At 70.1% G+C, this 25,398-nt stretch carries 18 protein-coding genes and 2 pseudogenes; 11 read left to right on the top strand and 9 right to left on the bottom strand.

What is annotated here, in order from left to right; all coding sequences use genetic code 11:
• Positions 1 to 25: 25 nt before the first annotated feature.
• The 5 genes and pseudogenes from LG395_RS39360 to LG395_RS39340 all read right to left on the bottom strand — a co-directional run bounded on the left by LG395_RS39360 (position 26) and on the right by LG395_RS39340 (position 5,111).
• Positions 26 to 781, bottom strand: coding sequence for an SDR family NAD(P)-dependent oxidoreductase (locus LG395_RS39360; protein WP_225814196.1), 756 nt, complete (start codon positions 779 to 781; stop codon positions 26 to 28).
• The gene (locus LG395_RS39355; protein WP_225814194.1) at positions 778 to 1,458 is read right to left on the bottom strand and encodes a TetR/AcrR family transcriptional regulator; all 681 of its coding nucleotides are present in this window, start codon (positions 1,456 to 1,458) and stop codon (positions 778 to 780) included. The genes LG395_RS39360 and LG395_RS39355 overlap by 4 nt, the downstream gene beginning before the upstream one ends.
• A gap of 88 nt (positions 1,459 to 1,546) precedes the next feature.
• Positions 1,547 to 3,724 carry a SpoIIE family protein phosphatase gene (locus LG395_RS39350; protein ID WP_225814191.1) on the bottom strand — a complete coding sequence of 726 codons (2,178 nt, stop codon included), beginning with the start codon at positions 3,722 to 3,724 and terminating at the stop codon, positions 1,547 to 1,549.
• A 101-nt stretch (positions 3,725 to 3,825) separates the two neighbouring features.
• Positions 3,826 to 4,172: pseudogene (locus LG395_RS39345) on the bottom strand (3-oxoadipyl-CoA thiolase); the annotation flags it as partial.
• 78 nt (positions 4,173 to 4,250) lie between these two features.
• On the bottom strand, positions 4,251 to 5,111 hold the full coding sequence (locus tag LG395_RS39340; RefSeq protein ID WP_225814189.1) for a DMT family transporter: 861 nt from the start codon (positions 5,109 to 5,111) through the stop codon (positions 4,251 to 4,253).
• Between the two features lie 594 nt (positions 5,112 to 5,705).
• Between LG395_RS39340 and LG395_RS39335 the strand changes: the two genes are divergently transcribed.
• The 4 genes from LG395_RS39335 to LG395_RS39320 all read left to right on the top strand — a co-directional run bounded on the left by LG395_RS39335 (position 5,706) and on the right by LG395_RS39320 (position 10,650).
• A complete protein-coding gene (locus LG395_RS39335; protein WP_225814187.1) occupies positions 5,706 to 6,839 on the top strand; it encodes a maleylacetate reductase in 1,134 nt (377 codons plus the stop codon).
• Positions 6,832 to 7,701 (top strand): dioxygenase family protein, encoded by an 870-nt coding sequence (locus LG395_RS39330; protein ID WP_225814185.1) that lies wholly within the window; start codon positions 6,832 to 6,834, stop codon positions 7,699 to 7,701. Before LG395_RS39335 ends, LG395_RS39330 begins: the two co-directional genes overlap by 8 nt.
• Before the next feature lie 106 nt (positions 7,702 to 7,807).
• Complete coding sequence (locus LG395_RS39325; protein WP_225814184.1) at positions 7,808 to 8,296, top strand: flavin reductase family protein; 489 nt, start codon at positions 7,808 to 7,810, stop codon at positions 8,294 to 8,296.
• 134 nt (positions 8,297 to 8,430) lie between these two features.
• Positions 8,431 to 10,650, top strand: a complete 2,220-nt coding sequence (locus LG395_RS39320) for a winged helix-turn-helix domain-containing protein (RefSeq protein WP_225814182.1) — start codon at positions 8,431 to 8,433, stop codon at positions 10,648 to 10,650.
• A 19-nt stretch (positions 10,651 to 10,669) separates the two neighbouring features.
• Here the strand turns inward: LG395_RS39320 and LG395_RS39315 are convergent, their stop codons facing one another.
• Positions 10,670 to 12,205: a 4-hydroxyphenylacetate 3-hydroxylase family protein gene (locus LG395_RS39315; RefSeq protein WP_225814180.1), complete on the bottom strand. Its 1,536-nt coding sequence runs from the start codon at positions 12,203 to 12,205 to the stop codon at positions 10,670 to 10,672.
• 158 nt (positions 12,206 to 12,363) lie between these two features.
• On the opposite strand from LG395_RS39315, the gene LG395_RS39310 reads away from it, so the two are divergent.
• From LG395_RS39310 to LG395_RS39300, 3 genes and pseudogenes are all read left to right on the top strand, one after another.
• A complete protein-coding gene (locus LG395_RS39310) occupies positions 12,364 to 15,216 on the top strand; it encodes a helix-turn-helix transcriptional regulator (RefSeq protein ID WP_225814178.1) in 2,853 nt (950 codons plus the stop codon).
• 349 nt (positions 15,217 to 15,565) lie between these two features.
• Entirely contained in the window at positions 15,566 to 16,156 is a 591-nt protein-coding gene (locus LG395_RS39305; protein WP_225814176.1) for a malonic semialdehyde reductase, read from the top strand.
• Positions 16,157 to 16,690: 534 nt separating this feature from the next.
• Positions 16,691 to 17,488 (top strand): annotated as a pseudogene (locus LG395_RS39300) (glutamate synthase-related protein); the annotation flags it as partial.
• Positions 17,489 to 17,859: 371 nt separating this feature from the next.
• On the opposite strand, the gene LG395_RS39295 reads toward LG395_RS39300, so the two are convergent.
• Positions 17,860 to 19,269 (bottom strand): carboxypeptidase regulatory-like domain-containing protein, encoded by a 1,410-nt coding sequence (locus LG395_RS39295; RefSeq protein WP_225814174.1) that lies wholly within the window; start codon positions 19,267 to 19,269, stop codon positions 17,860 to 17,862.
• 256 nt (positions 19,270 to 19,525) lie between these two features.
• Here LG395_RS39295 and LG395_RS39290 point away from each other — a divergent pair, with 256 nt between their 5' ends.
• A complete protein-coding gene (locus LG395_RS39290; protein WP_225814171.1) occupies positions 19,526 to 20,095 on the top strand; it encodes a TetR/AcrR family transcriptional regulator in 570 nt (189 codons plus the stop codon).
• A gap of 830 nt (positions 20,096 to 20,925) precedes the next feature.
• Here the strand turns inward: LG395_RS39290 and LG395_RS39285 are convergent.
• Positions 20,926 to 21,741, bottom strand: a complete 816-nt coding sequence (locus tag LG395_RS39285; RefSeq protein ID WP_308071493.1) for a helix-turn-helix transcriptional regulator — start codon at positions 21,739 to 21,741, stop codon at positions 20,926 to 20,928.
• Between the two features lie 207 nt (positions 21,742 to 21,948).
• Here LG395_RS39285 and LG395_RS39280 point away from each other — a divergent pair, with 207 nt between their 5' ends.
• Genes LG395_RS39280 through LG395_RS39270 form a run of 3 tightly spaced genes read left to right on the top strand, consistent with a single transcriptional unit; the run spans position 21,949 to position 24,282 of the window.
• On the top strand, positions 21,949 to 22,539 hold the full coding sequence (locus LG395_RS39280) for a non-oxidative hydroxyarylic acid decarboxylases subunit B (RefSeq protein ID WP_225814167.1): 591 nt from the start codon (positions 21,949 to 21,951) through the stop codon (positions 22,537 to 22,539).
• Positions 22,540 to 22,578: 39 nt separating this feature from the next.
• Entirely contained in the window at positions 22,579 to 24,003 is a 1,425-nt protein-coding gene (locus LG395_RS39275; RefSeq protein WP_225814165.1) for a non-oxidative hydroxyarylic acid decarboxylases subunit C, read from the top strand.
• Between the two features lie 36 nt (positions 24,004 to 24,039).
• Entirely contained in the window at positions 24,040 to 24,282 is a 243-nt protein-coding gene (locus LG395_RS39270; RefSeq protein WP_225814163.1) for a non-oxidative hydroxyarylic acid decarboxylases subunit D, read from the top strand.
• 8 nt (positions 24,283 to 24,290) lie between these two features.
• On the opposite strand, the gene LG395_RS39265 is transcribed toward LG395_RS39270, so the two are convergent.
• Positions 24,291 to 25,376: a hypothetical protein gene (locus LG395_RS39265; protein WP_225814161.1), complete on the bottom strand. Its 1,086-nt coding sequence runs from the start codon at positions 25,374 to 25,376 to the stop codon at positions 24,291 to 24,293.
• Positions 25,377 to 25,398: the final 22 nt, after the last annotated feature.

Raw genomic sequence — 25,398 nt, 5'->3', positions numbered from 1 at the left:
CGGCCGAGTGTGCGGGCAGCGCGTGTCAGTACATGGCCATGCCGCCGTTGACCGCGGCCGTGGTGCCGGTCATGAAGGAGTTGTCCTCGGCGGTGTAGAAGGCGACCGCTTGGGCGACGTCGGCCGGGTGGGCCAGGCGGCCCAGGGGGGTGGCGGCCACCTGCCGCTGCCTCGTCGCGTCGTCGAGCACGGCATCGGCGGTGCGGGACTCCACCGGGCCGGGCGAGACGACGTTCACCGTGATGCCCTGCGGGCCGAGTTCCTGGGCGAGATACCGGGCGAACTGCTCGAGTGCGGCCTTGGAGACGCCCAGCGCGATCATGCCCGCCCGAGGCACGCGGCTGAGTCCGGTGCCGATGTAGACGAGGCGTCCCCAGCGCCGTTCGGTCATCGTGGGCAGTACGGCCTTGGTGACCGCGAACGCCGCGTGCATCTCGGCGTCGATCTTGCCGCCCAGTTCTTCCCACGTCATGTCCTGGAACGGCTTGACCGCATAGGGGATGAGCGCGTTGTGCACGAGCACGTCGACGCCGCCCCACGCGGCCTGGACCCGCCCGACCATACTCTCGACGGCCGTCTCCTCGCGCACGTCGGCCTGCACGGCCATGGCCTGGCCGCCTGCGGTCTCGATGTCGGCCACGACCTCCTCGGCCGCCTTGGTGTTGCGGAGGTAGTTGACCACCACGCGCATTCCTCGCGCGGCCAGAAGTCGCGCCGTGGCCGCGCCGATTCCGCTGCTGGCCCCCGTCACCAACGCCACCCTGCCGGTCGTCCCGGTCATGGGCCCACCTCCTGCTCGTCATCGCGGGCCGTCGGGATAACCGCCCGGGGTTGTTCGTCGTCGATGCCCTGCCCTGTCGGGCGGATCGCCCCGTACAGCACGGTGTCGACGGTCGCCCGCAGCAGATCGGCCGCGGTCCAGTCCAGATCGCGCGGCAGATCCGACATGAGCAGCCGCTCCAGCGCGCCGCGGGTGATCTCACTCAGCAGCTCCGGCGGCGCCGGCAGCAAGCCCTGCTGGTGTCCCTCCCGGAACAACTCGTCGAGCCGCTGGTAGACCACCGCGTCCACACGCTGCTGCACGTACTGGCGCAGCATCGCGTCGCCCCGCCCGGTCGCGAGCTGAGGCGCGCCGATCCGCCCGAGCTCACCGCCCGCCGCGATCAGGAACCGCTGCACCCGCACGGCGAACGGCCGCCCTTCCGCCTCCTCGGTCGCCGCCACCAGCGTGCGCTCCACCGCGGCGAACTGGCGGTCCAGCACCGCGGTCAGCAGGCTGCGCTTGTCGGGGAAGTGACGGTAGATCGTCTTCTTGCTCATCCCGAGCTCACGAGCGAGATCGTCCATGCTCACGCGCGCGAGACCCGACCCGAAGAACAGCCGGCCGGCCGCCTCCACGATCACGTCCGCACGCCACTCGTCATGGGGGGAAACTGAAGAAACTTGATTAGTTTCCATGGTTCCCATCGTTGCCCTCGGTCTCTGCGCTGTCAAGGCATGCCGCGCGGTCGCAGTGCCTGCCGTGCAAGCCCAGCCGGGGCGCGCGCTATCCGGTGGTGGCAATCCCGATGAGCAGCAGGGCGATGTCGTCCGTCCGGGGCGCGGTCTGCCGTGCATGGTCGATCAGGGTCGTGGCGAGCCGGTCCATGGGCTGGGCCGAGGCCCGGGCGAGCTGGGTGGCGAGCCCTGACATGGCGTCGTCCATGTCGACCCCGGGAGTCTCGACGAGGCCGTCGGTGTACAGGGCGAGGACGGTGCCGGGGGTCAGCGGGATCTCGGTGGCGGGATAGTCCGCGAAGGGGTCGATGCCGAGCAGCACGCCGGGTCGGAGCGCAAGGACCTCGGCGTGGCCGTCCGGGCGGCGCAGAACGGGCGGGGGATGGCCGGCGGTGGCGAGGACGGCTCGGCGGTGTGCTAGGTCGAGATGGGCGTAGAGGCAGCTGACGAAGCGGCCCGTGTCCATGGCGACCAGCTGGCGGTTGGCCTGGGCGAGGGCCCGTGACGGCGTGGCCCCCGAGGCGGCGTGCGAGCGGATGGCGGGGCGCACCCGGCCCATGAGCGCGGCGGCGTTGACGTTGTGGCCCTGGACGTCTCCGATGACCGCGGCGGCGGTGTTGTCGTCGACCCGGACCAGGTCGTAGAAGTCGCCGCCGATGTCCATGCCGCGGACGCTGGGCAGATAGCGGGCCGCCACATCCAGTCCGGGAAGGTTGGGCAGCGAGTCGGGGAGCAGGGCCGCCTGCAGGGTCTTGGCGAGTTCGTTGCTGGTGTCGTACAGGCGGGCCCGTTCCAGCGCCTGCGCGATCAGTCCCGCGAGCGCGATGAAGACGACCCGCTGCTGGTCGGGAAAGGGGTGGGGCCGGTCGAAGGCGAACACGCACGAGCCCACCGGACGCCCGGAGGCGATCAGCGGCAGGAACGCCCAGGCATGCAGACCCTTCTGGTGCGGGGCGGGCGGGTAGGCCCGGGACAGCTCGTCGAAGGAGGCGAAGAAGCTGGGCACGCCGGTGGCGAGGACCCGGACCACGGGTGCCGGGTGGGTCAGCGGAATGCCGTCGAAGTGTTCGAGCAGCGAGGGGTTGTAGCCGCTGCGGCCGATGACCCGCATCCTGCCGTCCTCGGCTGCGAGCAGGGCGACGGTCCGGGCTCCGAACGCCGGCAGCATCTCCTCGGTGACCAGATCGACCACGTCCGAGACGCCCACGGTTTCGGAGAGGGCGGCGGCCAGGTGCAGTACCCGGTAGACCTCGCCCAGGCGGATCGGCTCGCCCCGGAACGTTTCCGTCCTGGTGGGCGCCGGCTGCGTATCTCCGCCTGGACCGGTCGGCGCTATGCGGACGCTTACCCCCGAGTCGTCGGGGTAGAGCTCGAACGCGAGCCACTGGTCCGGTGGGCGCACGGCGGTGTAACGCCCGGGCTTCCGGCTGACCACGGTGGCGCGGAAGCGGTCCTCGAAGGCCGGGTCGGTGCACCAGGGCAAAGACTGCCAGGGACGCGTGCCGATCAGTGCGTCGGTGCTGCTCGCGCCCAGCAGGGCGGCGGCGGTGGCGCTGACGTAGGTGAACCTGCCCTCCAGGTCGAGGGAGCAACTGCCCCAGGGCAGCCGCTCGACGAGGTCGGCCGCGGCACGCGCCTCGGCCGGCCCCCGCTTGCGGGCGGGCGGCCGCACCAGGGTGCGGGGTGTGGGTCCCGGACCGACGGCATGACCGGTGCCGGCGGCGTCGCGCAGGAACCGTCCCAGACGCCGACCGGCGGCACGGACCCGTTCAGGGCTCGGGCCGTCGGCACAGGGGGAGCCGGCGCCGGGCCAGAGCAGCAGCAGTGCGCCCCAGACCGTGGTGCCGGTGAGGACCGGTGCCGCGGCCACCGCATGGTGGTAGGGCAGGGCGATCGCCGTGCGCGGGTAGCGACGGGCGAGCTCCTCCGGGTCGCCGAGCCAGACGAGCCGCCGCTCGCGCACCGCGTCGGCGACCGGAAAGCGGCTCGACAGCGGGACCCCGAACCAGGGCGCGAGATACTCCGCCGGCATCCCCGCGGTCACCTCCAGCCGCAGGGTCTGCCCGTCGGACGCCAGCAGGAAGACCGCTCCCGCGTGTACGCCCGTGTCGCGCACGGCGAGTTCCAGCAGCCGGTCCAGCTCGGCACGGCGCAGCGACCCGGCGGCGGGCGAAGGGGGGCGGGGCCCGTCGGGCCGCGCCGTGCCGCTTTCCCGCATGGCGCACATACCAGTACCGTACGTCCGCACCTGCCGCCCCCGCGCGGAGGCCGCTGCCGATTCCCGTCACGGACGCTGTGCCCCACGACGGTGTGCTCGTCCCGTGCGTGTCAGCGTTCGAGGGCGAGGGCGAGTTCCTGGCCCGCGCCGATGCAGGGGGTGGCCACGCCGGTGCCGGTGCCGCGGCCGGCGAGCTGGCGGGCGCCGGAGGCGCCGAGGGAGTGGCCGAGCGTGATCGCGCCGCCCTGCGGGTTGAGGATCGCCGTGTCGAACTCGGGCCACGCGGCGAGGCAGCCGAGGACCTGGGCGGCGAAGGCCTCGTTCAGCTCCCGTAGGTCGAGGTCGAGGTCGAGCTCGGCGAAGGCCCGGCCGGCTTCGGCCAGGGCCCGGTTGACGGCTTCGACGGGGCGAGGCCGAAGTAGTCGGGGTCGCTCGGGGAGACTCCGGTCGCATACACATGGCCACCGCGCAGATCGGCGATATTGGCTGCGATCCCGGAATTGTGCTGCCGGCCTTTGTCGCACCGAACCGTATTTCACGTCATTGCGGGAATGAGATGCTGACGTGACAGGCGGGTCACCCCATACGCCACCAGCGCGAGCCCGAATACCTGCAGGGCCAGCCACCAGCCACCACGGAGCCTTTCCCCGTAGAGCGTGACACCGAGAGCCAGGCTCACCAGCGTGTCGCCGAGGGTCAGGGCCGGCTGGGAGGCGACCAGTGGTCCGGACTGCATGGCGTTCTCCAGCAGGAACAGGGCGCACACGCCGAGAGCGGCGAACGCATAGGTCTGCCATGCGGCGAGGAAGGCACTCATACCCTGGCGGCCGAGGACGACGGTCGAGGACTTCATGAGCGCGGCAGTGAGGGAGTAGGAGACGGCGGCGGCCGACCCCAGGCATGCGGCGCGGCCAGGGCCGTTGGGCAGCTTGACCGCGACGCTGCACAGCACCGCCACGGCGAGCAGGCAGCAGGTTCCCACCGCCGTCCACCGGGCCGCAGGAACCCGGAGAGTGCCACCGGTCGGCGCTGCCGCGAACAGCGCCAGGCCGAGGCCGACGGCGATACCGCCTACGGGCAGCCAGCCGGCCCTGGGCAACGGGCGCCCGAAGACGACGCTCGCGAGCAGCAGCACGAACGGCAACTCCAGCATGAAGAGCGGCTGCACGATCGCCAGCGCACCGGTGGCCAGCGCGGCGCCCTGGAAGATCGCCGAGAGGACGACCCCGCCTATGCCGAGCAGCCAGACCGGGGTGCGCAGCAGGTCCCACATGAGGCCGATGCGCAGAGCGTTGGACTGCGGGACCAGGGTGGCGGCCCGGCGCTGCATCACCGTTCCCAGAGCGTTGGTCGCAGCTGCGAGGAGAGCGAAGATCGGCGACAGCACGGTCAGCATCGTTGTCTCCTGTCGGCGAGCGCGTTGATCGATCGCTCTGTGTCGTTCAGGGCCCTGCGAGAAGAGCTCGCGCCCTCCGGCCCGGGGCTCTCCCGGACGCCGGGTAGGAGGGCCGTGAAGACCCGCGCAGTACTGTGCCGACGGCTGCCTGCGCCATGTCGGCGATCCCTTGAGTGGCGGCTTCCCGGTGTGGGGGCGACGGCTGGATCTCAGCCGTGGATCAGGTGCGTGCCGGACTGTCGGCACCTGGCCTGGGAAACGCGCGAAAAGCGCCCGGATCCCGGGTTTGCACGCTCCCTTGCGTGCACCCTCGCCGCCCGTCACTGCGGAGCCGTCAGACGTCGCTTCGGTGATGTCGCCAGGCATATGCCGCCTGGCGGACTTCCGCATCCACCATCCCAGCTCCTGGGCATCCCCGGCATACCGCAGATGGGTGATATCCGTCGAGAGACGGAGGCACGCGCACGGCGCCTGTCCCACGAACAAGGTATTTGACCGCCGGCGTTCGTTATCCCTCGCAATTTCCGTTGACCCCCGTCATTCGAGCATCGAGAGTCTTGCTCCCAAGCAGACGGGGGGACTGGGGAAATACTCATGAAGACATTCGTGCACCGGGGACAGATCACCAAGGTGGTCTTCGGCAGCGGTACCCGCAGCCGTATCCCGGAAGAGGCTGATGCCCTCGGATGCCGTCGGGTGCTCATCCTGTGCGCACCCGGTCAAGCGGGCCAGGCAGCGGAGGTACACGACGTCCTGGGTACGGTGGCGGTGGGAACCTTCACGGAAGCCGCTGCGCACACCCCCGTCGAGGTCACGCAGAAGGCGGTCGCATACGCCAGGACCGTGGGAGCGGACTCGGTCCTCGCCATCGGCGGTGGCTCGACGATCGGCCTCGGCAAGGCGATCGCCCTGCGGACCGGGCTGCCACAGCTGGCGCTGCCCACCACGTACGCCGGCTCGGAGATGACGCCGATCCTCGGAGAGACCGAAGGGCGCCGGAAGACGACCCGCCGGCTGCCGGAGGTGCTGCCGAAGACCGTGGTGTACGACGTCGACCTGACGTTCACGTTTCCCGCGGCGGCATCGGTGGTCAGCGGCATCAACGCGATGGCGCACGCCGTGGAAGCCCTCTACGCACAAGACCGGGACCCTCTCGCCTTCCTGATGGCCGGTGAAGCGCTCGAATCCCTCGTCCACTCCCTCCCGGTCGTCGCACAACGCCCGGACGACCGCGAGGCGCGGGCCGACGCCCTGCACGGGGCGTGGCTGGCCGGCACGTGCCTGGGCACGGTGGGCATGGCCCTGCATCACAAGGTGTGCCATGTGCTGGGCGGCACGTTCGGGCTTCCGCACGCCGAAACCCACGCTGTCGTCCTGCCGCACGTGGTGGCCTACAACGCGCCGGCGGCACCCGAGGCCATGGCACGCATCGCGAAGGCGCTGTCGGCGGTTGATGCCGCCGGCGGTCTCTTCGACTTCGCGGGAAGGCTCGGCGCCCCCCGGGCACTGCGGGACCTCGGCATGCCGGAATCGGGCATCGAGCAGGCGGCCGAACTCATCGTGCGGGACGGCTACTGGAACCCGCGACCGGTCGAACGGACCGCTGTACGCGCCCTCCTGGCCCGCGCCTGGGCAGGGCAGCAGCCGTGCACATCAGCAGGCGACGGACATCCCCGGACCATGTCCGCGACCCACCACCCAACCACCACGGGAGCGCGTCATGCGTGATCTGACCAGCGACGCCATCACCGAGGCCGTGATCTCGACCATGCGGAACACCAAGGACTCCCGCGTCGCCGAGATCCTGGAATCACTGGTGCGGCACCTGCACGCCTTCGTCCGCGACGTCGGACTGACGCAGGACGAATGGGCCAGGGGAGTCGACTTCCTGACGCGCACCGGGCAGACGTGCACCCCGACGCGTCAGGAGTTCATCCTGCTGTCCGACGTGCTCGGCAGCACCATGCTGGTCGACACCCTGACCAACCGACGCCCCAGCCGGGCCACGCAGAACAGCGTGCTGGGCCCGTACTTCAGGGAGGACCGGCCGCAGCAGGCAGACGCCGCCGACATCTCCGGAGGTCTGCCCGGTACCCCGCTGTTCTTCGAGGGACGGGTTGTGGACCACGAGGGAGCGCCGGTCGCGGATGCGGCGGTGGACGTCTGGCACAGCGACTCGGACGGCCACTACGACATGGAGGTACCAGGCTTGGACGAGCCGGCGATGCGCGCGCTGTTCCGTACCGACGGGACAGGGCACTTCGGTTTCCGTTCCATTCGCCCGTCCAGCTACCCGATCCCCGGTGACGGCCCGGTCGGCGAACTCATGAGCGCGACCGGCAGGTCGCTCATGCGTCCCGCCCATGTGCACGTCCTGATCGAGGCTCCGGGATTCCAGCGTGTGACCACCATGCTCTTCCCCTCGGACGACCCGTACCTGGACACCGATCCGGTGTTCGGCGTCAGGCAGTCGCTGATCGAGCGCTACGACACGTACGCGGCCGACGCCGGGCCCTACCGGGGAACGACCGAGGTCCCGTACACCCTGCTGCGCCACACCTTCGTCCTCGAACCCCTCGTCACGGACTGATCCCCAGGGCGCCACCACGACGAGAACCGGCAATCCACCAGGACGGCCGACGCCGAACACTCCATCACACCGCGGGGTCCGGCCCCGCATTCACGGAGGTCTTCAGATGAGTGAAACCCTCGACAAGGTCTTCGGCTTCCGCGCCACGATGAGCCGACTCGCCACAGGCGTCAGCGTGATCACCACACGCTCGGGCGGCACGGCCATCGGCATGACGGCGAGCGCCGTCTCCGCGCTGTCCCTCGACCCGCTCCAACTGATCGTGTGTATCGGCAACCAGCTGTACACGCGGACCGCGATCGCGGAGCACGGTCGCTTCGCCGTCAACGTCCTCGGCGAGGACAGCGAGCACCTCGCGCGGAACTTCGCCGTTTCCAAGCCGGACAAGTTCACGGGTGTGGAAATCACCGACGACCACGGGGTGCCGGTGCTGAAGGACGCCATCGCGGCTGTCGTGTGCGACGTCGCGGCGGCACTGCCCGGCGGCGATCACACCATCTTCGTGGGCGACGTCCGCCACTTCGAACACCGGGTGGAAGGCCGGCCGCTGCTCCACTTCGGAGGAGACTTCGGCACGCTCAGGCCCCCGTGCTAGCGCTGGTGAGAGCGGCCCGACTGAGGCTGCCGTACCCCTGACCCGGACCACAACGGCCTCCGACGTCCGGCTCCTGCAGGCGAGCCACGGACGCCGGGGGCTCAGCTCGTCCCGACGACTCCACCGAAGGTGCCATGACCAGCTCCGTGCCGACCTTCAAGCTGCGTCCCGCGGACCAGCCCCCGCACCTGCTGACCCGCCCCCGGCTGCTGCGCCGGCTGGACGCGTCGGCCGAGCCCGTGGTGGTGGTCTCCGCGCCCGCCGGTGCCGGAAAGACGGTGCTCCTGACCGAGTGGGCGCGAAGTCTCGCACCTCGTGGCGCGTGCGCTTGGCTCAGCCTGGACGCGTACGACAACGCCCCGGGCAGGCTCTGGGCCGGCATCCTGCGGGCATTGCAGCACGTACGACCGGAACTGCCCGACCACCCCCGAAGCGGCGAGTGGACACTCGACGCGTGGCTCCAGGAGAGCCTGCCGAGTCTCGTGACCGGACGGGACGGACAGGGACCGCTCGCGCTGATCCTCGACGGAGTGGAATCGATCACGGACGTCGACGCGGTCCGCGGCCTTTCGGACTTCGTGACAAGGCTTCCGCGGGGCTTTCGCGTCGTTCTGTCGACCCGTCACGTACCGGGCGGACCCGTACCGACCCTGCGCGTTCGGGGCGCGGTCGCCGAACTCGACCAGCACGACCTGGCCTTCACCCCCGAAGAGGCGCACGCCGTGCTCACCGATCTGCTCGGGTCCGCTCCGGCCCCGGACACGGCGAGCGCGCTGTACGAGGCCACCGAGGGGTGGGCGGCGGGAGTGTGCATCATGGGCCGTACCCTCGCCCGCTCGTCGGACGACGCCGATACGAAGGCGGGCCTGGCCCGTGGCAGGCGAGCGGTCACCGAGTACCTGGCCGCCGAAGTGCTCCACCGGCTCACCACCCAACAGCGCCGGTTCCTGCTCCGCACCAGTGTGCTCGACGAGCTGAGCGCCGGGCCGTGCCGGGCCCTCGCCGGGGACCGGGCGGGCGTGCTGCTGCGTGAGCTCGCACGGACCGTCCAACTGCTCGTACCCGTCGCCGCGGATCCCTCGGCATACCGGCGTCACCGCGCACTGTCCGCGCTGCTCTGCGACCTCCTCGGAGCCGAAGGGCCGGAGACCGCCGTACCGTTGCACCGATCGGCGGCTCGGTGGTACTCACGGCATGGCGAGACGACCGCGGCCGTACGGCACTGGGTGCGGGGCGGTGACGAGGCCGCCGCGGTCGCGGCGGTACTCCAGGGCTGGGAACAGGCGATCTCGGCAGGCCGCAGCCGGGAGGTCGCGCAATGGCTTGAGCTCTTGCCGCCCCGCACGGTCGCCGCCGACGCGAGACTGTGCGTGGTGGCGGCGATGGCGGCCCTCTCGAGGGGCGCTCCGGAAACGGCCCGGCGCTGGCTGGACGTCGTCCGTCTCAGGGAGCCGGGAGCGGAGACGGTCGGAGAGGGCAGCACGGTGTCCGATGCGGCAGCCGTCGCCCAGGCCGTGGCCTGCTGGCTACAGGGGGAGATCCTGACCGGCGACCGCCTCGCCGAAACCGTCTTCGCCGGCACCGTCCCGCTGACTTCCTGGCGCGCCCTGGCCTGTACAGCCCGCGGTACCGCTCTGCTGTGGACCTCGCGGTACGAGGAGGCCGAGGCGCTGCTCGGCGAGGCGACCCGTGACGCGCATGCCGCCGGGCACGGCCTGACGCTCGTCCGCGCGCTGGGTCTGCGGGCGCTGTGCGCCCTGCTGGCCGGACGCCATGAGCCGGCGCGCATGCTGAGCGACGAAGCCCTGGACGCGGCCGGGGCGGCCGGGCTGCGGCAGCACTTCGTCGCTGCGCCCGCCTACATCGGCAGGGCCGGCCTGCTCCTCGACGAGGGACGGGCCGACGAGGCCGAACGGACCCTGGCCGACGCGGAAGCGGCGCTGGCGGACTCGTCCGGGACCGGCAGCGAACCCCAGATGCACGCCTGGTACCACGTCACACGCGCACGACTTGCCACCGCTCAGCACGACACGGCCGCCGCGGGGGAGGCCCGTGTGGCAGCCGAGCGGGCAGCGGCCCGGTGCGAGTCACCAGGAGCACTGACGAAACTCCTCGGGCGGGTCGTCGAGGACACCGTCGTGCCGCTGGTCGTGTCCGGCTCCCAAGAGCTGTCGTTCGGGGAGCGCCGGGTGCTCCACGCCCTGTGCGGTCCGCTGACACTGCGTGAGATCGCCGCCGAGTTCTACGTGTCCCACAACACCGTCAAGACACAGGTACGGGCGATCTTCCGCAAACTCGGCGCACACGACCGGAGCGCAGCGGTTGCCAGGGCCCGGGAGTGGGGCATGCTCTGACCCGGGCCCCGGCATCCTGCTACGAGGCGTTCTGACGAGAGGCGTCCTGACGTCGGGCGTAGTCGGCCTGGGCCAGGTACGCGGTCTCCTGCTCCCCGTCGCCGCTCACGCTCTCGATGCCGCAGACCTTGCGCGCGAGGTCCGCCATGCTGCCGGAGGGGGACATCTCGGCACGTTTCATCGTGAGGCTTCGAATGGCCAGCAGGGGTGTGCCGTTGAAGTTCTCGAAGGTGCTGATGCGGTCGCCCCAGTCGGACAGGAACATGTCGCGTATCACGCGGCTGATCTTCAGCCGGTCGTGCGGCCTGCCGACCGGTCCGGTCTGCAGCGCCGCCAGCCACGGCCGCAGTTCGGGCCGCTCCCACTGCCCCTCGGTGGGATAGATGAGCGCGGCACGACCGGACAGGTCGATGAGCTCGTGGGTCAGGTCGGTGATGTGCTCGATGTAGTACGCCCGCCCGAAGTCGAACATCAGGACGTTCGGCTTGTAGATGCCGCCTGGGGTGAAGAACCCTTCGTCCTCCGAGGCGATCACATGCGCCTTGAGCGTCTGGAGGAAGCCGGCGAACCGGGCGATCCGGGCCTGGACGGGGGGCAGTTGGTAGGTGCCGATGTGCTCGGTGATCAGCAGGGCCAGACCGAGCATCAGCTCGGCCTTCACCATGGCACGCACCAGCGAGTGGTAGTGCAGCCAGTCGAAGACGCGCTGCGGGTACAGCGAGGCGTGCTCGGGGTTGCCGATGTGGAAGACGCGGTTCCAGGGGATGAGTACGTCCTCGAACACGATGATGCTGTCCAACTCGTCACCCTGCGAGGCGAGCGGGTGCTCCACCTCCTCGCCGTCGCGGACGTTGCTCTCGCGGCAGATGATGGTGACCCCGGGGGTGTTGGGCTTCACCGCCCCGTAGATGATCTGCTCCGACACGATGCCGGGGCGGTAGAAGACGCCGATGTGGATCCAGTCCCCGAAGGCCGCGCCGGTGCTGATCGCCTTCACACCCCGCACGGTGATGCCCTCGTCCGAGGTGGCGACCACCCGCAGCGCGGGGGACTGGGCCTGCGCCGAATCGCGCGAGCGGTCCGCCTGCGGGTCGACGAAGGCCGGCGTCGCGTTGAGGTCGCCGTCCCGCATCACGTTCCAGAAGTCGACGATCCCCCCGGTGAGGTCCCGCCCGTCGGCCCCGACGGACTGGCTGCTCCAGGGCTCGGGGTCGTCGACGTAGGTCAGCAGGACGTAGTTGTTGACGTCCGGTGTGCGCGGGATCGCACCGCCGCCCAGTTCCCGCTGCACCGTCTCCATGTAGCGCCGCTTGCGCAGCAGATCCTCCTTGGAGCGGTGCTGGAACCATGTCATGGACCGCCGGACACCGTCCTCGTCCACGAACGTCATGACGTCCTCGAGGTCCGGGCGGTAGTGCAGATCGTAGAAGTCGGCGATGCTCCGGGCGTACGCCCTCGTCCTGGGGTGCGTGGCCACGTTGTCGACGAGCTCGTCACCCACCCACACCGTGCGGCCGTCGTTCAGCGCCGCCAGGTACTCCTTGCCTGTACGCACGTCATGTTCCTCTCGGAGGCAACAGATCTGGACGCCCGGAACTATGCGTCGCGACGGGGTGAGCGGACGGAGTGGAACCGACAATCACCCGGGTGAAAGCGCCGGGCAGACGGAAACCGGCCTTGAGGCGGATGTGGCCGTGCGGCATGCTGGGCCCCATGCGCAGCACAGGCCCCGCGGGCGACCGGCCCGGTGGGCGAGGGAACCAGGCCGGGAGCGGGCTGCGCCTCAGGGGACGGGGCCGCGAGATGGCCGCCGTCCGTGAGGCCCTGGACGCGGTGCGTGGCGGACGGGGCGCCTGCGTCGTCGTGGAAGGCGCACCCGGCGTCGGCAAGAGCAGGCTGCTCGCGGAGCTGGACGACCTGGCACGGCGGTCCGGGTTCGACGTGGTGTCCGTACGGGCCGACGAACTCGACCAGTACGCCGCCGGAGCCGCCCTGCAGTCCGCCCTGCAGCTCTCCGACGGTTCCGAACGAGCGGCCGCGGCCGCCGACGACCAGCGGCTGTGGCTGCTGGACAGCATCACGGACGCTCTGGAGGACCGTGCCCAGCGCGCCCCGGTCGCCGTGCTGGTGGACGATGCGCAGTGGGCGGATCCGGCCACGCTCCTGGTGCTGCGCACCCTGCCCCGGAGACTGGCGGCCTCGCGCATCCTGTGGGTGCTGGCGGTACGGTCGGAGACCGAGCGGCCGACCGTTGCCAGGGTGCGGGAGGACCTCGAACGCCTCGGGGCCCGGTGGCTGACCCTCGGCCCCCTGCCGCAGCAGGAACTGCAGCACATCGCGGCCGACGTCCTCGGGGCCAAACCGTCACCCGGGCTGGCCCGGCTCCTGGGGGGTGTCGCGGGCAATCCGTTCCTGGCGATCGAACTGGTGCGCGCCTTCGCCGACACGGACGCCGTCAAAGTGGAGGCGGGCGTGGCGAGCCTGCTGCACGACGGCATTCCCGTCGGCTTTCGGCGGAGCGTCGCCGCGCGTCTGGACCGGCTCCCGGAGGATGCCGTGCGCCTGCTCCAGATCGGGTCCGTCCTCGGCCGGGAGTTCGATCTCGGTACGGCCGCCCGCATGCTCGGCAGGCAGGCCGGCAGCCTGCTGTCGGGCGTCGAGGCGGCGCTGAAGGCCGGTCTGCTCTCCGGCGACGGGCCGCGACTGGCGTTCCGCCACGACCTCATGCGGCAGGCCGTCCACGAGAATCTGGCGCCGGCCGTACGGACCGCGCTGCACCAGGAGGCCGCCGACATCCTGCGTGGCATCGGGGCACGATCGGCCGAGGTGGCCTGGCACGTCGTGCTGTCGGGCGGACCGGTCGACGACGACGCCGTGACCACATTGACCACCGCGGTACGGGAACTGTCCTCGTCGGCCCCTGACGCGGCCGCGGACCTGGCCCAGCAGATCGCCGGACTGCTGCCCATGCACGACCGGCGGCGCATCGCCCTGCTGACCGACGCCGCCGAGTACCTCGGCCGGACCCGCCGGGTGCACCAGGCGCTCAACCTGGTCGACGCCACCCTGTCGGACCGGCTGGAGCCGCTCCAGGAGGCGCGTCTGCGCCTGGTGGCCGCCGAGATCCACCAGGCGGCGGGGGACGACGCCGCGGCGATGACGCATCTCCAGCAGGCTCTGGCCCTTCCCGGGCTGCCGGCCGACCTGCGGGTCCGGCTGCTCAAGACCAAGGCGACGGGCCACGTGTACCTCGGGGACATCACCGCTGCCGAGCAGACCGACGTCGGACTGGTCGAGGCCTCCTACCGCAGCGAGGACCCGGCCGTCGTCGTCAGCGCCATGGTGTTCCAGTCGCAGACGTCCTTCTACCGTGGGCGTCTCGCCCGCGCCCTCGAGCTCGCCGGGGAGGCCACGGCACGCGCCGGCACGGAGTCCGGCGTACTCCACCTGCGGCCGCCGCGGATTCCCGCGCTGTGGCTGGCCACGGTGCTGACCGCCACCGACCGGCTCGCGGACACCGAGCGGGTGCTGCGGGAGGGGCAGCGCGAAGCGGAGGCGCTGGGCCTGGGCTGGTCACTTCCCCACTGGCATGCGAGCCGTGCCTGCGCGCTGTTCGAACAGGGGGCGCTGGACGACGCGGCGGTGGAGGCCGAGTCCAGTCTGAACGTGGCCGACGAACTCGAGATCACCCAGCTGAATCCCCAGGCCCTCTCTGTGCTGGCGTTGGTGGAGATCAGACGCGGTGACCTCGCCAAAGCCAGGGACCAGCTCCGTGCCGCCGAAGCCGGTTCCGGCACGAGTACCCAGAGGTTCGGCCTGTGGGTGTCGCTCGCGCGTGCCTGCCTGGCCGACTCGGAGGGCCGGGACGCCGCAGCGGCAGCGGCGCTGGGCGGCAGCTTCGCGGGCGCCAAGCCGGCACAGCTGCTTGCGGTGCCGCCGTCCCACTGGCCCGGGATCGCGCGCATGGCGCTCCGCGGCGAGGACCTGCCGCTCGCGCAGGCCGTGTCCGGCGCGTTGCGCACCCTCGCCGAAGAGGACGACAGCCAGCAGATCATCGGGACCGTCCGTGCCCATGTGGACGGCCTGCTCCACAACGACCGGGGTGCGCTCGCGTCCGCCGTCACCGGTTACCGGAGCACCGGCAGGCGGCTGGCCCTGGCCGCGGTCTGCGAGGACCTCGGGGATCTCGTGGCCGCGTCGGGCGACACCACCTCGGCGATCCCGTACTTCGAGGAGGCGGGCGAGCTGGCGTCGGCTTCCGGAGCCCTGCGCGATCACGACCGGATCATGCGGCGCCTCAGACAGTTCGGCGTGCGCACAGCTGCCCCACTGCACCACACGACCGGGGCACCGGGATGGGAGAACCTGACCGAGTCCGAGCGGAAGCTCATTCCGCTCGTCGTGGAGGGCCTGACCAACCGGGCCATCGCCGACCGGCTCTACGTGTCCGTGCACACCGTCAACACGCATATGAAGCACATCTTCACCAAGCTCGGCATCAACACACGCGTCGAGCTGACCCGGCTGGCGATCGAACGGGGCGGCATCTCCGACAGGGCGCACTGAGCGACGCCTGCGGCGGCGGGGCGCGACCGCGAAGATCCCGTATATAGGCGATGCCGGCGCCTGACGTACGGGTGATGCTGGTCGCGACGGCGCCGCAGGCACGGCGCCGTCAGCGATCCGATCGCGAGCGGAGGTTGAGCCCGGAGAGCGACCGGGCCGCGTACCCGGCGCTCGAGAAGGAGTACCGGCGTGGCAGGACTTTCCCCCGGTGCTGTTCCGGTCCCCTCCTGTGGGCGTCGGGACGACCACGACGGCTGTCCGTCTGCTCGCTGCGCGTGCCCGGTTCCTCTGCTTCACAGTTCGCCGAATCACCCAGATGCCAAAACCGTACAAGCGTAAGAGGTTCACCATGTCGCTCGCACTCGACCCCGTAGCCCAGGACCTGCTGTTCCGGGAGGCTCGTACAGCCAACACCTTCACCGACGAGCCGGTGACGGACGAGCAGACGAAGGCCATCTACGATCTGATCAAGTACGGCCCCACCAGCATGAACCAGCAGCCGCTGCGAATCCTGCTGGTTCGTTCCGCCGAGGCGCGCGAACGCTTGATCGGGCACATGTCCGAGGGGAACCGCAAGAAGACCGCGGCCGCCCCTCTCGTCGCCGTCCTCGCCGCGGACAACGAGTTCCACGAGGAACTGCCCAGCCAGTTCCCCCACTTCCCGCAGGCAATGGATCTCTTCGCCGAGCGGGCGGTGCGTGAGCGTTCCGCAAGGCTCAATGCGCTCCTCCAGGTCGGCTACTTCATCATCGGCGTCCGCGCGGCAGGCCTGGCCGCGGGACCGATGACCGGCTTCGACGCCGAGGGCATCGACAGGGAGTTCTTCGGTGATGGCGAGCATTCCGTTCTCGCCGTCGTCAACATCGGCAGGCCGGGCGAGAACGCCTGGTTCCCGCGCTCCCCACGCCTGACATACGACCAAGTGGTCACGACCGTCTGATCCACTGCCAGGCATCCGCGCCCCTCCGGGGCCGGTTCCGGCGCGCTCCCGGCGGTGTCGCCGATGGCGGTGTGCGCGGTCGGCCAGGAACGCCGTGGACGCCGGCACCGAGATGAGCAGCACGTCGAATCCGACCCGGGCAGGCGCCACTCGTGCACGTGGTGGGACGGCGGCAGCGTCAGACCCAGCATCACGGTCCACGGCATGAGACAGGCGGCGCACGTGGCGAGCAGCTCGGCGGTGTGCCTTCTGCGGCGGTCCGGCGTGCGGCCGCGGCGGCCGGACACCGGCAGGTTTCCCGCGTTTCCGGCTATTCCAAGTTCCTCCGGAGAATGCCAGCGCGGCGGCGGTCGCTGTACGCCGTGCGAGCTTGTTCTCGGTGCGCAAAACAATCACTCCCTGTTTTCCGGAGAGGAGAAACTGCCAACGAAATGCGCACACGCCGAGCTGACAGGACTTCCGTCCCGGCGAATGTGCCGCATATCGCATCATCGATACTTTGTGAGACGGATGGGGCAGGAGTAGGTTCCCTAGATGATGAGAATCTCAGCGATCGCATTCATCGGAGCCCTGGCAGTAGCCTTCGGAGTCTTCGCGTCGACCGTGTCTCCCTGGTGGTGGCCGGCCGCTTTGCTGTGCACGGCGTTGGCGGGTGTGGGTGCCTATGATCTCTTCCAAAAGCGCCACTCGGTACTGCGCAACTACCCCGTGCTGGGACATGTGCGCTTCATGCTGGAGTCGATCCGGCCGGAGTTGCAGCAGTATTTCATCGAGCGCAATTACGACGGCCGTCCCTACGACCGGGATGTGCGCAGTCTCGTCTATCAGCGCGCCAAGGGCCTGGAGGCGGAGCAACCGTTCGGGACCGAACGGAACGTCTATGCCGAAGGCTACGAGTACTTCGAGTCGTCGATGAGGCCACGCCCGGTGCCGTCGGAGCAGCCGAGGGTCCGCATCGGCGGTCCGGACTGCACCAAGCCCTACGACATGTCGTTGTTCAATGTCTCGGCGATGAGTTTCGGCTCGCTGTCCGCCAATGCCATCCTCGCCCTGAACCGGGGCGCCGCCCTCGGGGGATTCGCTCACGACACCGGTGAGGGCGGCCTGTCGGAATACCATCTGCGTCACGGTGGCGACCTGGTGTGGGAGATCGGCACAGCCTACTTCGGCTGCCGCACCGCGGACGGCCGTTTCGACCGGGCGCGGTTCGCGGACAAGGCCGCTCACGACAGCGTGAAGTGCGTGTCCCTGAAGCTGTCCCAGGGAGCCAAGCCCGGCATCGGTGGAGTGCTGCCCGGGGAGAAGGTCACCGCCGAGATAGCCCGGGTACGTTTCCATCTGCAGATGAGGTCACAGTGCCCTGCGCATGTCTGCGGCGTCGGCGTAGGCGGCCGGACCGCGTCGCTGGGCGCCTGGCAGTTCGGGCATGCGGTCGGGACTACGTCCGACGAGGAGTTGCGGGACGCCGTGGCCGGCGAGTCGGGCCGCGATCCGGCTGCCGAGCGCACCAGTCACCCCGGTGACCGCCACCGTGGCGTGATTCTTGTCAGACATGATGGTTCCGGCCGCATCCTCCGGCCGTGCGATGGCGCCAGGGGCCACCACGCGGGGCGGCGGCTTCCCGAGGAACCAAGATCGTCTCAATGTGCATCGAGCAGGGCGCGTCACCCACGTCGGCCCCGGCCGGCGCCATCCGTGTGGTCTCAAGAGCCGTGTCTCGCGTGTCCGAGATCGAGACGTTGAGCGCCCGCGCGGACGGACGTCCCGTCGCGCCGGTCGTGCAGGGTGAAGTCGGCCCGGACGGCCACACCGGACTGCAGCACTTTCTGGTGGACGAGGGGGTCTCGGCCTGGGTGCGAGACGACGACGCTGATGTATCCCTCGGGCAGACCGGTCACGGCGTACTCGCCCCGTGCGTTCGTCGTGGTCCGCACCAACTGCCGACCACCGGTGTCCATGACGGTCACCGCGGCATGGCGGACGGGCTGCTGTTCGCCATCGCGGACGGTGCCCTCCAGCATCGGCAACGGCTCGCCGAAGTGGTGCGGGTGGACCGGTAGTGCCGTGGGTGCGGGCGCCTCCACGGACGGGTCCTCCACCGGCGGTTCGGGAATGTCCTGGTTCTCGTCCTCCGCTCCCCGTCGTACGGCCATACGGTGGTGCCGCCACGCGTCGAGGCCCAGCAGCGCCAGTCCCGCGGTGATCCACGCGCACAGCACGAGGACCGGCTTCAGCACCCCCACATGGTCGAAGTACAGGATTCCCCGCAGGCCGTCGACCGCGTTGCCCAGCGGCATGACGGCGTGCAGGTTTTGGAAGAACCTCGGCAGCAGCTGGACGGGGACCAGGCCGCTGGAGGGGACGCTCAGCACGACGTACAGGCCCAGACCCGCCAGCGGGAAGAAGTGCTTGACGAACGGCGCCATGCCGAGGGAGAACGTGGCCACGGCCGTGGTGAGCAGGAAGGCGATCGCCAGGGCTGTGGGGTCGTTGGGGAAGAAACCCAGTCCCACGCCGACGAGGAAGCCCACGGCGCTGAAGAGACCGGCGACGCCCGCAATCGTGATCAGCTTCGTGCGCCGGTTGAAGGTCACCGCCCGCAGCAGGGTGGTGGCGAGTATGTAGCCGGGGACGTTCCAGGCGATCCCGAAGTAGACCAGGGTCGCGCCGGACCCGTCCTTGCTGACGGTGGGGGCTACGTCCGTGACGGTGAGCTTCTGGTGGTTGTGCACCGCGAGCTGGGTGAAGCCCGTGGTCAGCGCCTGTTCGAGGGACGCGCCGTCGGCTCCGGCCACGTACAGCACGGCATGTCCGCCCTTGGTGGCGAAGCCGGCCACGGCGTCCCGGTCCAGCACCGCCCGGCGGGCTTCCCGGGCATCTGCAACGGCGGTGACGTCGAATCCGCCGGGACGCTGCGCCTGCAGAGCGGTGTCGACCTTGCGTTCCACCGCGAGATCAGCGACCACGAGCTTGGCATCGTGGGGCTCGGGCTGGTGAAAGGCCAGCGGGAAGCAGAAGAGCAGGCCGAGGAAGAGTGCTGCCGGGATCGTGAGGGTCTCGACGAGGACTCTGGCCGCGGATATGCCCCGGGGACGCTCGATCCGGTGCTTCACAGGACCACCCCTCGGCCGCCACGGCGGGCCGTGCCGCCGAGCCCGCGGGGCACACGGCCGACCCGATGCCCGGTCACCCCGTGGTCGCCTCTCCGGTACCGGTGGTCCTTCACTGTTCGCGGTCCAACCCGTTTCACGGCGCCCCTCTCGGCTGTGCCGCGCCTGACCGTCGCCATGGCGCCACTCGATTAACGTACCGATCGGCACATCTACGTTTTACTGGACCCTACGCGTACCGGTCGGTACAGTCAAAAGCGTGCCTCGCCCCGTCAACGCCGAGAAGCGCGCCGAGCTGCTGAAGCAGGTGGTGCACCACCTCCAGCAGCACGGCGTCGCGCAGATGTCGCTGAGTCCGCTCGCCGAGTCGATCGGCACCACCAAACGCATGCTTCTGTACTACTTCGGCAGCCGCGAGAACCTCCTGGCCCGGGCCCTGGCCACCAGCCGTCCCGACGCGCACGCGATGTTCGACGACGTCCGCGACAGCGAGGGACTGCGCAAGGCGGCTCACACCCTGTGGGAAGCGATGACGGTCGGGGAGCAGTCCGGGCCGGTCCGCATGCTGCTGCAGCTGCTCAGCCTGGCCGCCACCGATCCCGAGCAGTACGGCGACATCGCGGCCGAGACCGTCGAGGTCATGATCGGCCCCATCGCCGCGGCCTACGTCCGGCTGGGGCACCCACCACAGCAGGCGCGGACAGCGGCCACGCTCCTCGTCTCCGGCCTGCGCGGTCTGTGCCAGGACCGCTTGGTGACCCATGACGCGGCCCGTACCGACGCGGCCGCGCACCGGCTCATCAGGGACGCAGTCGCGGCGGCCGACTGAGCCTGCGCCCCCGGCCACTTCGGGGGTCTCGGTACCACCTCGAACTCGCCGAGCAGGCTGGTGGTCCCGTCCTGCGGGTCAGTCCATGCACGGTGCCCCGCTCGGTGGCGCGAGAACAGGCCGTACACACCAGGAGTGGTCGGACCGTCCATTCCCCGGGCCCAACGCGGTGCGGTCCGTATCGAGGGCGACTACTGGCGGCCGATCGGCCGGGAGCGGAACTGGCCGGTTGCCGCGGAGGCCGGGCCGGGCGCAGCCAGAAGCAGGACGAAAGCACTGCGGGCGGCACCGGCGGCCGCCATGACGGATCGGTGATCCCTCCTTCGGGTGGTTGCTGCGCTGGAGCGCCCGTTGGGTGGGTGGTGCGTCCCATCGGGGAGGGCGCGGCTCTCCCCGTCCATCCGGCGGTGTTTGCTCCAAGCGTTCAGCGGTCTGAGGTGTCCAACCGTGCGCTGGAAGACCGTCCTGATCGCCGGCGGCATCTGCTTCGACGTCCGACTCTCAGCGGCTCGCCGGTAAGCCAACCACTCTGATGACACCGTTCATACGACGAGCCCCGAGAACGCAAGCGAGTGCTCCGCACATGCCGCGGTCACGGGTGCCTGATCTGCCCGGCACTGGCGTCGACTCTTCGGCTCACCGCCATGACCATCAGCCGCGTGGAACAGGGGGCCCTTCCGCTCGCGGAAGCACGCGGCCACCATGTCCCCGGTCCACCTCCGCCTCCGCACGCCGACCGCAAGGTTCCGCGCCACCGCCCAGCTGAACGAGCCTCCGACACACGAGTTGAAGATTTACCCGCTCCAAGGGCGTCGTCGGCGTCTGGTCGGTCAGGTCCGGGTGCCCAGTTCGCAGGCGCGGAAGGCGGTCGGTGTCCGGCCGACGCGCTGCCGGAAGAACTTCGTGAAGACTGTGGCACTCGGGAAGCCGAGTCGTTCGCCGATTGCGGCGGCGGACAGATCGGTGTGGACCAGGAGGCGTTTCGCCTCCAGCAGAACGCGGTCGTCGATGAAGCGCTTGGCACCGGACCCGGTGGCGGCGATTGTGGCCCTGGTGAGAGTGCGGGTGCTGTAACGGAGTTTCCTGGCGTAGTCCTCCACGCGGTGGCTCCGGGTGTGGTCGCGTTCCACCGCATCCCGGAAGCGGTGGAACACGTCATTGCCGACCTGGCCGCCGCCTTGGGAGCCCTGCAGGTGAGCAAGGTGCAGGAGGAGGGTGGCGAGCAGGTGTCCGAGCACCTGGATGTGCACGTCCAGGGGGAGGCCGGCGAACTCGCGGTACTCGCTCTCCAACAGTTCGAGGACTCGCTGCAGCCGGTCACGCGCGGCGAAGTCCGGAACGAGCAGGCCCTGCGGCGGGGGTCGGTCCGCGTCGGCGGCCTGGGCGGTGGCCGCGTCGAGGAAGCCCGGCTGGAAGAGGACGACGACGCCCTCAGCGGCCGTGAGGTCGGAACGGTACTGGTGGATCTGCCGGGGGCGGGCCCACAGCCAGTGGCCCTCGTCCAACCGGTGTTCAGTGAAGTCCAGCGAATAGCGCAATGAGCCGGTCCGCACGGTGAGCACCTCGTGGAAAGCCGCCCTCGACGGGGAGTACGGGTCGACGCCGTGACTCGCGGCACGCGCGGCCAGTCCGGGGAAGTCAAGCACCTCGATCCCCGGTGGAGCTCCCGCGGACGACTGGTACGGGATGTCCGTGACATCAGGTTGACCGTTTTTGCTCATAGCGTGTCCCCAGCCTACTGCGCTGTCCCTGCGATGTGTACCTAGCGTAGTGATCGCACGGAAGTGTGGGTGACCGAAAAGAGTCCGTGACCTCCCGTCTTCCCTGCCGTGCGCCAGAGAAAGGGGTACGACATGCGGTTGATCGTGGGTATGACAGGTGCGACGGGCGCGGTGTTCGGCATCCGCCTGCTGCAGTGTCTGAGCCGGCTACCGCAGGTGGAGACACACCTGGTGCTCAGCCGCTGGGCGCGCGCCACCATCGAGCTGGAGACCGGCCTCTCCGTCCGCGAGGTCGGCGAGCTCGCCGACGAGCTGCACGCGCCCGGGGACCAGGGCGCCACCATCTCGTCGGGCTCCTTCCGGACCGACGGCATGATCATCGCGCCGTGCTCGATGAAGACCCTGGCGGGAATCAGGGCCGGCTTCGCGGACGGGTTGATCGGCAGGGCCGCCGACGTCGTCCTGAAGGAACGGCGCAAGCTCGTCCTGGTGCCGCGGGAGACGCCGCTGAGCGAGATCCATCTGGAGAACATGCTGGCGCTGACGCGCATGGGGGCGACGATGGTGCCGCCCATGCCCGCCTTCTACAACCACCCGCGATCCGTCGACGACATCGTCGACCACGTCGCCGCCCGCGTCCTCGACCAGCTCGACCTGCCCGCGCCCGCCGCCGAGCGATGGGCGGGCATGCGCGCCGCACGCGGGCTCGAACCCGCCGTCTGACCGGCCGCGGCACCACGTACCAAGGAGTTCAGCTTCCTCATGGCTTACGACGACCTTCGCAGCTTTCTCCATGCCCTCGACAAAGAGGGCCAACTCCTGCGCGTCACCGACGAGGTGGTGCCCGAACCGGACATCGCCGCCGCGGCGAACGCGGCACCACGCATGGGAGATGCGGCCCCCGCGCTGTACTTCGACAACGTCCGGGGCTTCATCGACGCCCGCATCGCGATGAACGTGCACGGCTCGTGGGCCAACCACGCCCTGGCGCTCGGTCTCCCCAAGCAGACGGGGGCCAAGGCGCAGGTGGCCGAGTTCATCCGCCGTTGGGAGGACTTCCCCGTGCAGCCCGAGTGGCGGGCGGAACCCCTCTGGGCGGCGAATGCCGTCGAGGGCGGTGACGTCGACGTCTTTCAGGTGCTCCCACTGTTCCGCCTCAACGACGGCGACGGCGGTTTCTACATCGACAAGGCCGCCGTCGTCTCCAAGGACCCGGAGGACCCGGACAACAGTGATAAACAGAACGTCGGCATCTACCGCATCGAGGTCAAGGGCAAGCGCAGGCTCGCCCTGCAACCGGCGCCGGTGCACGACATCGCCCTCCATCTGCGCAAGGCCGAGGAGCGGGGCGAGGACTTGCCCGTCGCCATCGCGCTCGGCAACGATCCCGTCATCTCCATCGTCGCCGCGACTCCTATGGCGTACGACGAGAACGAGTACGAGTTGGCCGGGGCGCTGCGCGGTGCGCCGGCGCCGATCGCGAAGGCTCCGCTGACCGGGCTGCCGGTGCCGTGGGGCAGCGAAGTCGTCATCGAGGGTGTCGTCGAGGGACGTACGAGGGAGATCGAGGGTCCGTTCGGCGAGTTCACAGGTCACTACTCCGGCGGACGCTCCATGCCGGTGATCCGCATCGACCGGATCTCCTATCGCACCGATCCTGTCTTCGAGCATCTGTATCTCGGTATGCCGTGGACCGAGATCGACTACTTGATGGCCGCCAACACCTGTGTGCCGATCCACCAAGAGCTGAAGAGAGACTTCCCGGAGGTGCAGGCAGTCAACGCCACGTACACGCACGGGCTCGTCGTCATCGTCTCCACGAAGACGCGGTACGGCGGCTTCGCCAAGGCGGTCGGCACGCGGGTGCTGAGCACGTCGCACGGCCTGGGGTACGCGGCCACCGTCATCGTCGTCGACGAGGACGTCGATCCCTTCAACCTGACGCAGGTGATGTGGGCCCTGTCGACCAAGATGAACCCGGCCCACGACCTTGTCCGGCTGCCCGCCATGTCGGTGGTGCCGCTGGCCCCACAGGCCGACACGCCGGGCATCGTCGACAAGTTGATCATTGACGCCACCACCCCCGTCGAACCCGAGCGGCGAGGCGACCGCAGTTCCCGGGTGCGTGACCTGCCCGAGGCCGGTGAATGGCTCACCAGGCTGCAACGACTGGCTGCCGCCCGCTGATCCCACCCGACCCCGGACTTCGGAAGGACCTGTGCCGTGGAGACACCCCCGACTTGCCCACGTTGCGTCTACGAGAGTGTTGAGAAGCTGTTCACCTCACCCGTCCCGGGTGTGTGGGACGTACTCCAGTGCCAGCGGTGCCTGTACACGTGGCGTACCAGCGAACCGGCGCGCCGCACCCGGCGCGACCACTACCCCGAAGAGTTCAGGATGAGCCCCGAGGACATCGAGAACGCCGTCGAGGTCCCCGCCGTCCCTCCGCTTCTGCCGCGCGACTGACTGATCTCTCAGAAATCCGCCGACGCCGGACGCGGCGCTTCCGTGCCGGCGAGGTCATCCGGCCTTCGGGAGGGGGAGGGACGGGGATGCTGGAGCAGGCGTTGACGGCACTGGCCGCAACCAGCGGGGCCGCGGTGGTGCAGGCCGAGCAACCTGTGGGGCATCCACCTGGTTGGCCGCCCGCACCATCGTCCCCTGCGCCACGGCGACCAGGTACTCCTCGCCCTGCTCCGAGACGACGTGGACCGAGCACCGGCACACGGCCTGCCGGACGCCAGGATGGCTGCCGGCAGGTGCTCACCGGGCAGCACCTCCGCGGTGAACGCCACCTTGTCGTTGCCGGTGGGCAGCGGTGCGCTGACGGTCGCCGTCACGTCCTGGCCAAGCGCGAGGTCGGCGCGCAGGCACACCGGGTGGGTCACCGTGCTGGTGCCGTCGTCGGTGGTGGTGGTGCGTGAGCCGGCCCACAGGAAGAAGGACGCCCCCAGCACCCCGGCACCCCGCGCCGGCGAGGTCAGCGTAATCTCGGCCCGGCGCTTCTTCTCGGGACCGGCCGTGCGGGTGACGGGACCCGACAGTGCGAGAGCGCCCTGGGCGAGGGTGAGCAGCTCGCCGAGCCATTCCGGGGCGTCCGGCTTCGTCACCCCGGCGCCGTGGAAGGTCAGCCCCGGGCGCAGGGGCGGTCGCCCGTCAGCCGCCGGCCGGACGGTGGAGCTGAGGAGGAACTCCGGTTCCCTGGCGAAGGCGAGCCGGGCCAGGTCGCTGTCCTTGGTCTCCGGGAAGGACGTGGGGAATCTCCACGTGATGGGGAGCGTGAAGGGGAGGTAGAGCGAGGGCCGCTGGTCGGCGGGGTCGAGCCCGATCTCGATACCGGTGACCGGCCGGCCGGTCACCCCGAGCAGGTCGGTGGTTCCGTTCAGGACGACGGTCCCGTCGGGCCGGGTGCTGCGCGTCACCCCGGTGACGGTGAGGGCGCCACCCAGCCATTCGGTCACCAGCGGAGCGGCGGCGGCGCCGAAGTCGTCGCTGGTGAGCTTCACGCTCTCGGCTGTGGTGCGCTGAGTGACGAGGGCGTCCAGTTCCTGTACGTGCATGGGGGATCCCGGAGGGTATGCC

Origin of the sequence: Streptomyces spinosus (assembly GCF_020400655.1) — a bacterium.
In the GTDB taxonomy this organism is placed as follows: domain Bacteria; phylum Actinomycetota; class Actinomycetes; order Streptomycetales; family Streptomycetaceae; genus Streptomyces; species Streptomyces argyrophylli.
Note: the sequence above shows the minus strand (reverse complement) of the source record. Positions and strands in the feature narration are given on the sequence as shown.

What these genes read in the sequence shown, in the direction of transcription:
- LG395_RS39360 (WP_225814196.1), bottom strand. Translation starts at nt 781, where the DNA reads ATGACCGGGACGACCGGCAGGGTGGCGTTGGTGACGGGGGCCAGCAGC.
- LG395_RS39355 (WP_225814194.1), bottom strand. Translation starts at nt 1,458, where the DNA reads ATGGAAACTAATCAAGTTTCTTCAGTTTCCCCCCATGACGAGTGGCGT.
- LG395_RS39350 (WP_225814191.1), bottom strand. Translation starts at nt 3,724, where the DNA reads ATGTGCGCCATGCGGGAAAGCGGCACGGCGCGGCCCGACGGGCCCCGC.
- LG395_RS39340 (WP_225814189.1), bottom strand. Translation starts at nt 5,111, where the DNA reads ATGCTGACCGTGCTGTCGCCGATCTTCGCTCTCCTCGCAGCTGCGACC.
- LG395_RS39335 (WP_225814187.1), top strand. Translation starts at nt 5,706, where the DNA reads ATGAAGACATTCGTGCACCGGGGACAGATCACCAAGGTGGTCTTCGGC.
- LG395_RS39330 (WP_225814185.1), top strand. Translation starts at nt 6,832, where the DNA reads ATGCGTGATCTGACCAGCGACGCCATCACCGAGGCCGTGATCTCGACC.
- LG395_RS39325 (WP_225814184.1), top strand. Translation starts at nt 7,808, where the DNA reads ATGAGTGAAACCCTCGACAAGGTCTTCGGCTTCCGCGCCACGATGAGC.
- LG395_RS39320 (WP_225814182.1), top strand. Translation starts at nt 8,431, where the DNA reads ATGACCAGCTCCGTGCCGACCTTCAAGCTGCGTCCCGCGGACCAGCCC.
- LG395_RS39310 (WP_225814178.1), top strand. Translation starts at nt 12,364, where the DNA reads ATGCGCAGCACAGGCCCCGCGGGCGACCGGCCCGGTGGGCGAGGGAAC.
- LG395_RS39305 (WP_225814176.1), top strand. Translation starts at nt 15,566, where the DNA reads ATGTCGCTCGCACTCGACCCCGTAGCCCAGGACCTGCTGTTCCGGGAG.
- LG395_RS39280 (WP_225814167.1), top strand. Translation starts at nt 21,949, where the DNA reads ATGCGGTTGATCGTGGGTATGACAGGTGCGACGGGCGCGGTGTTCGGC.
- LG395_RS39275 (WP_225814165.1), top strand. Translation starts at nt 22,579, where the DNA reads ATGGCTTACGACGACCTTCGCAGCTTTCTCCATGCCCTCGACAAAGAG.
- LG395_RS39265 (WP_225814161.1), bottom strand. Translation starts at nt 25,376, where the DNA reads ATGCACGTACAGGAACTGGACGCCCTCGTCACTCAGCGCACCACAGCC.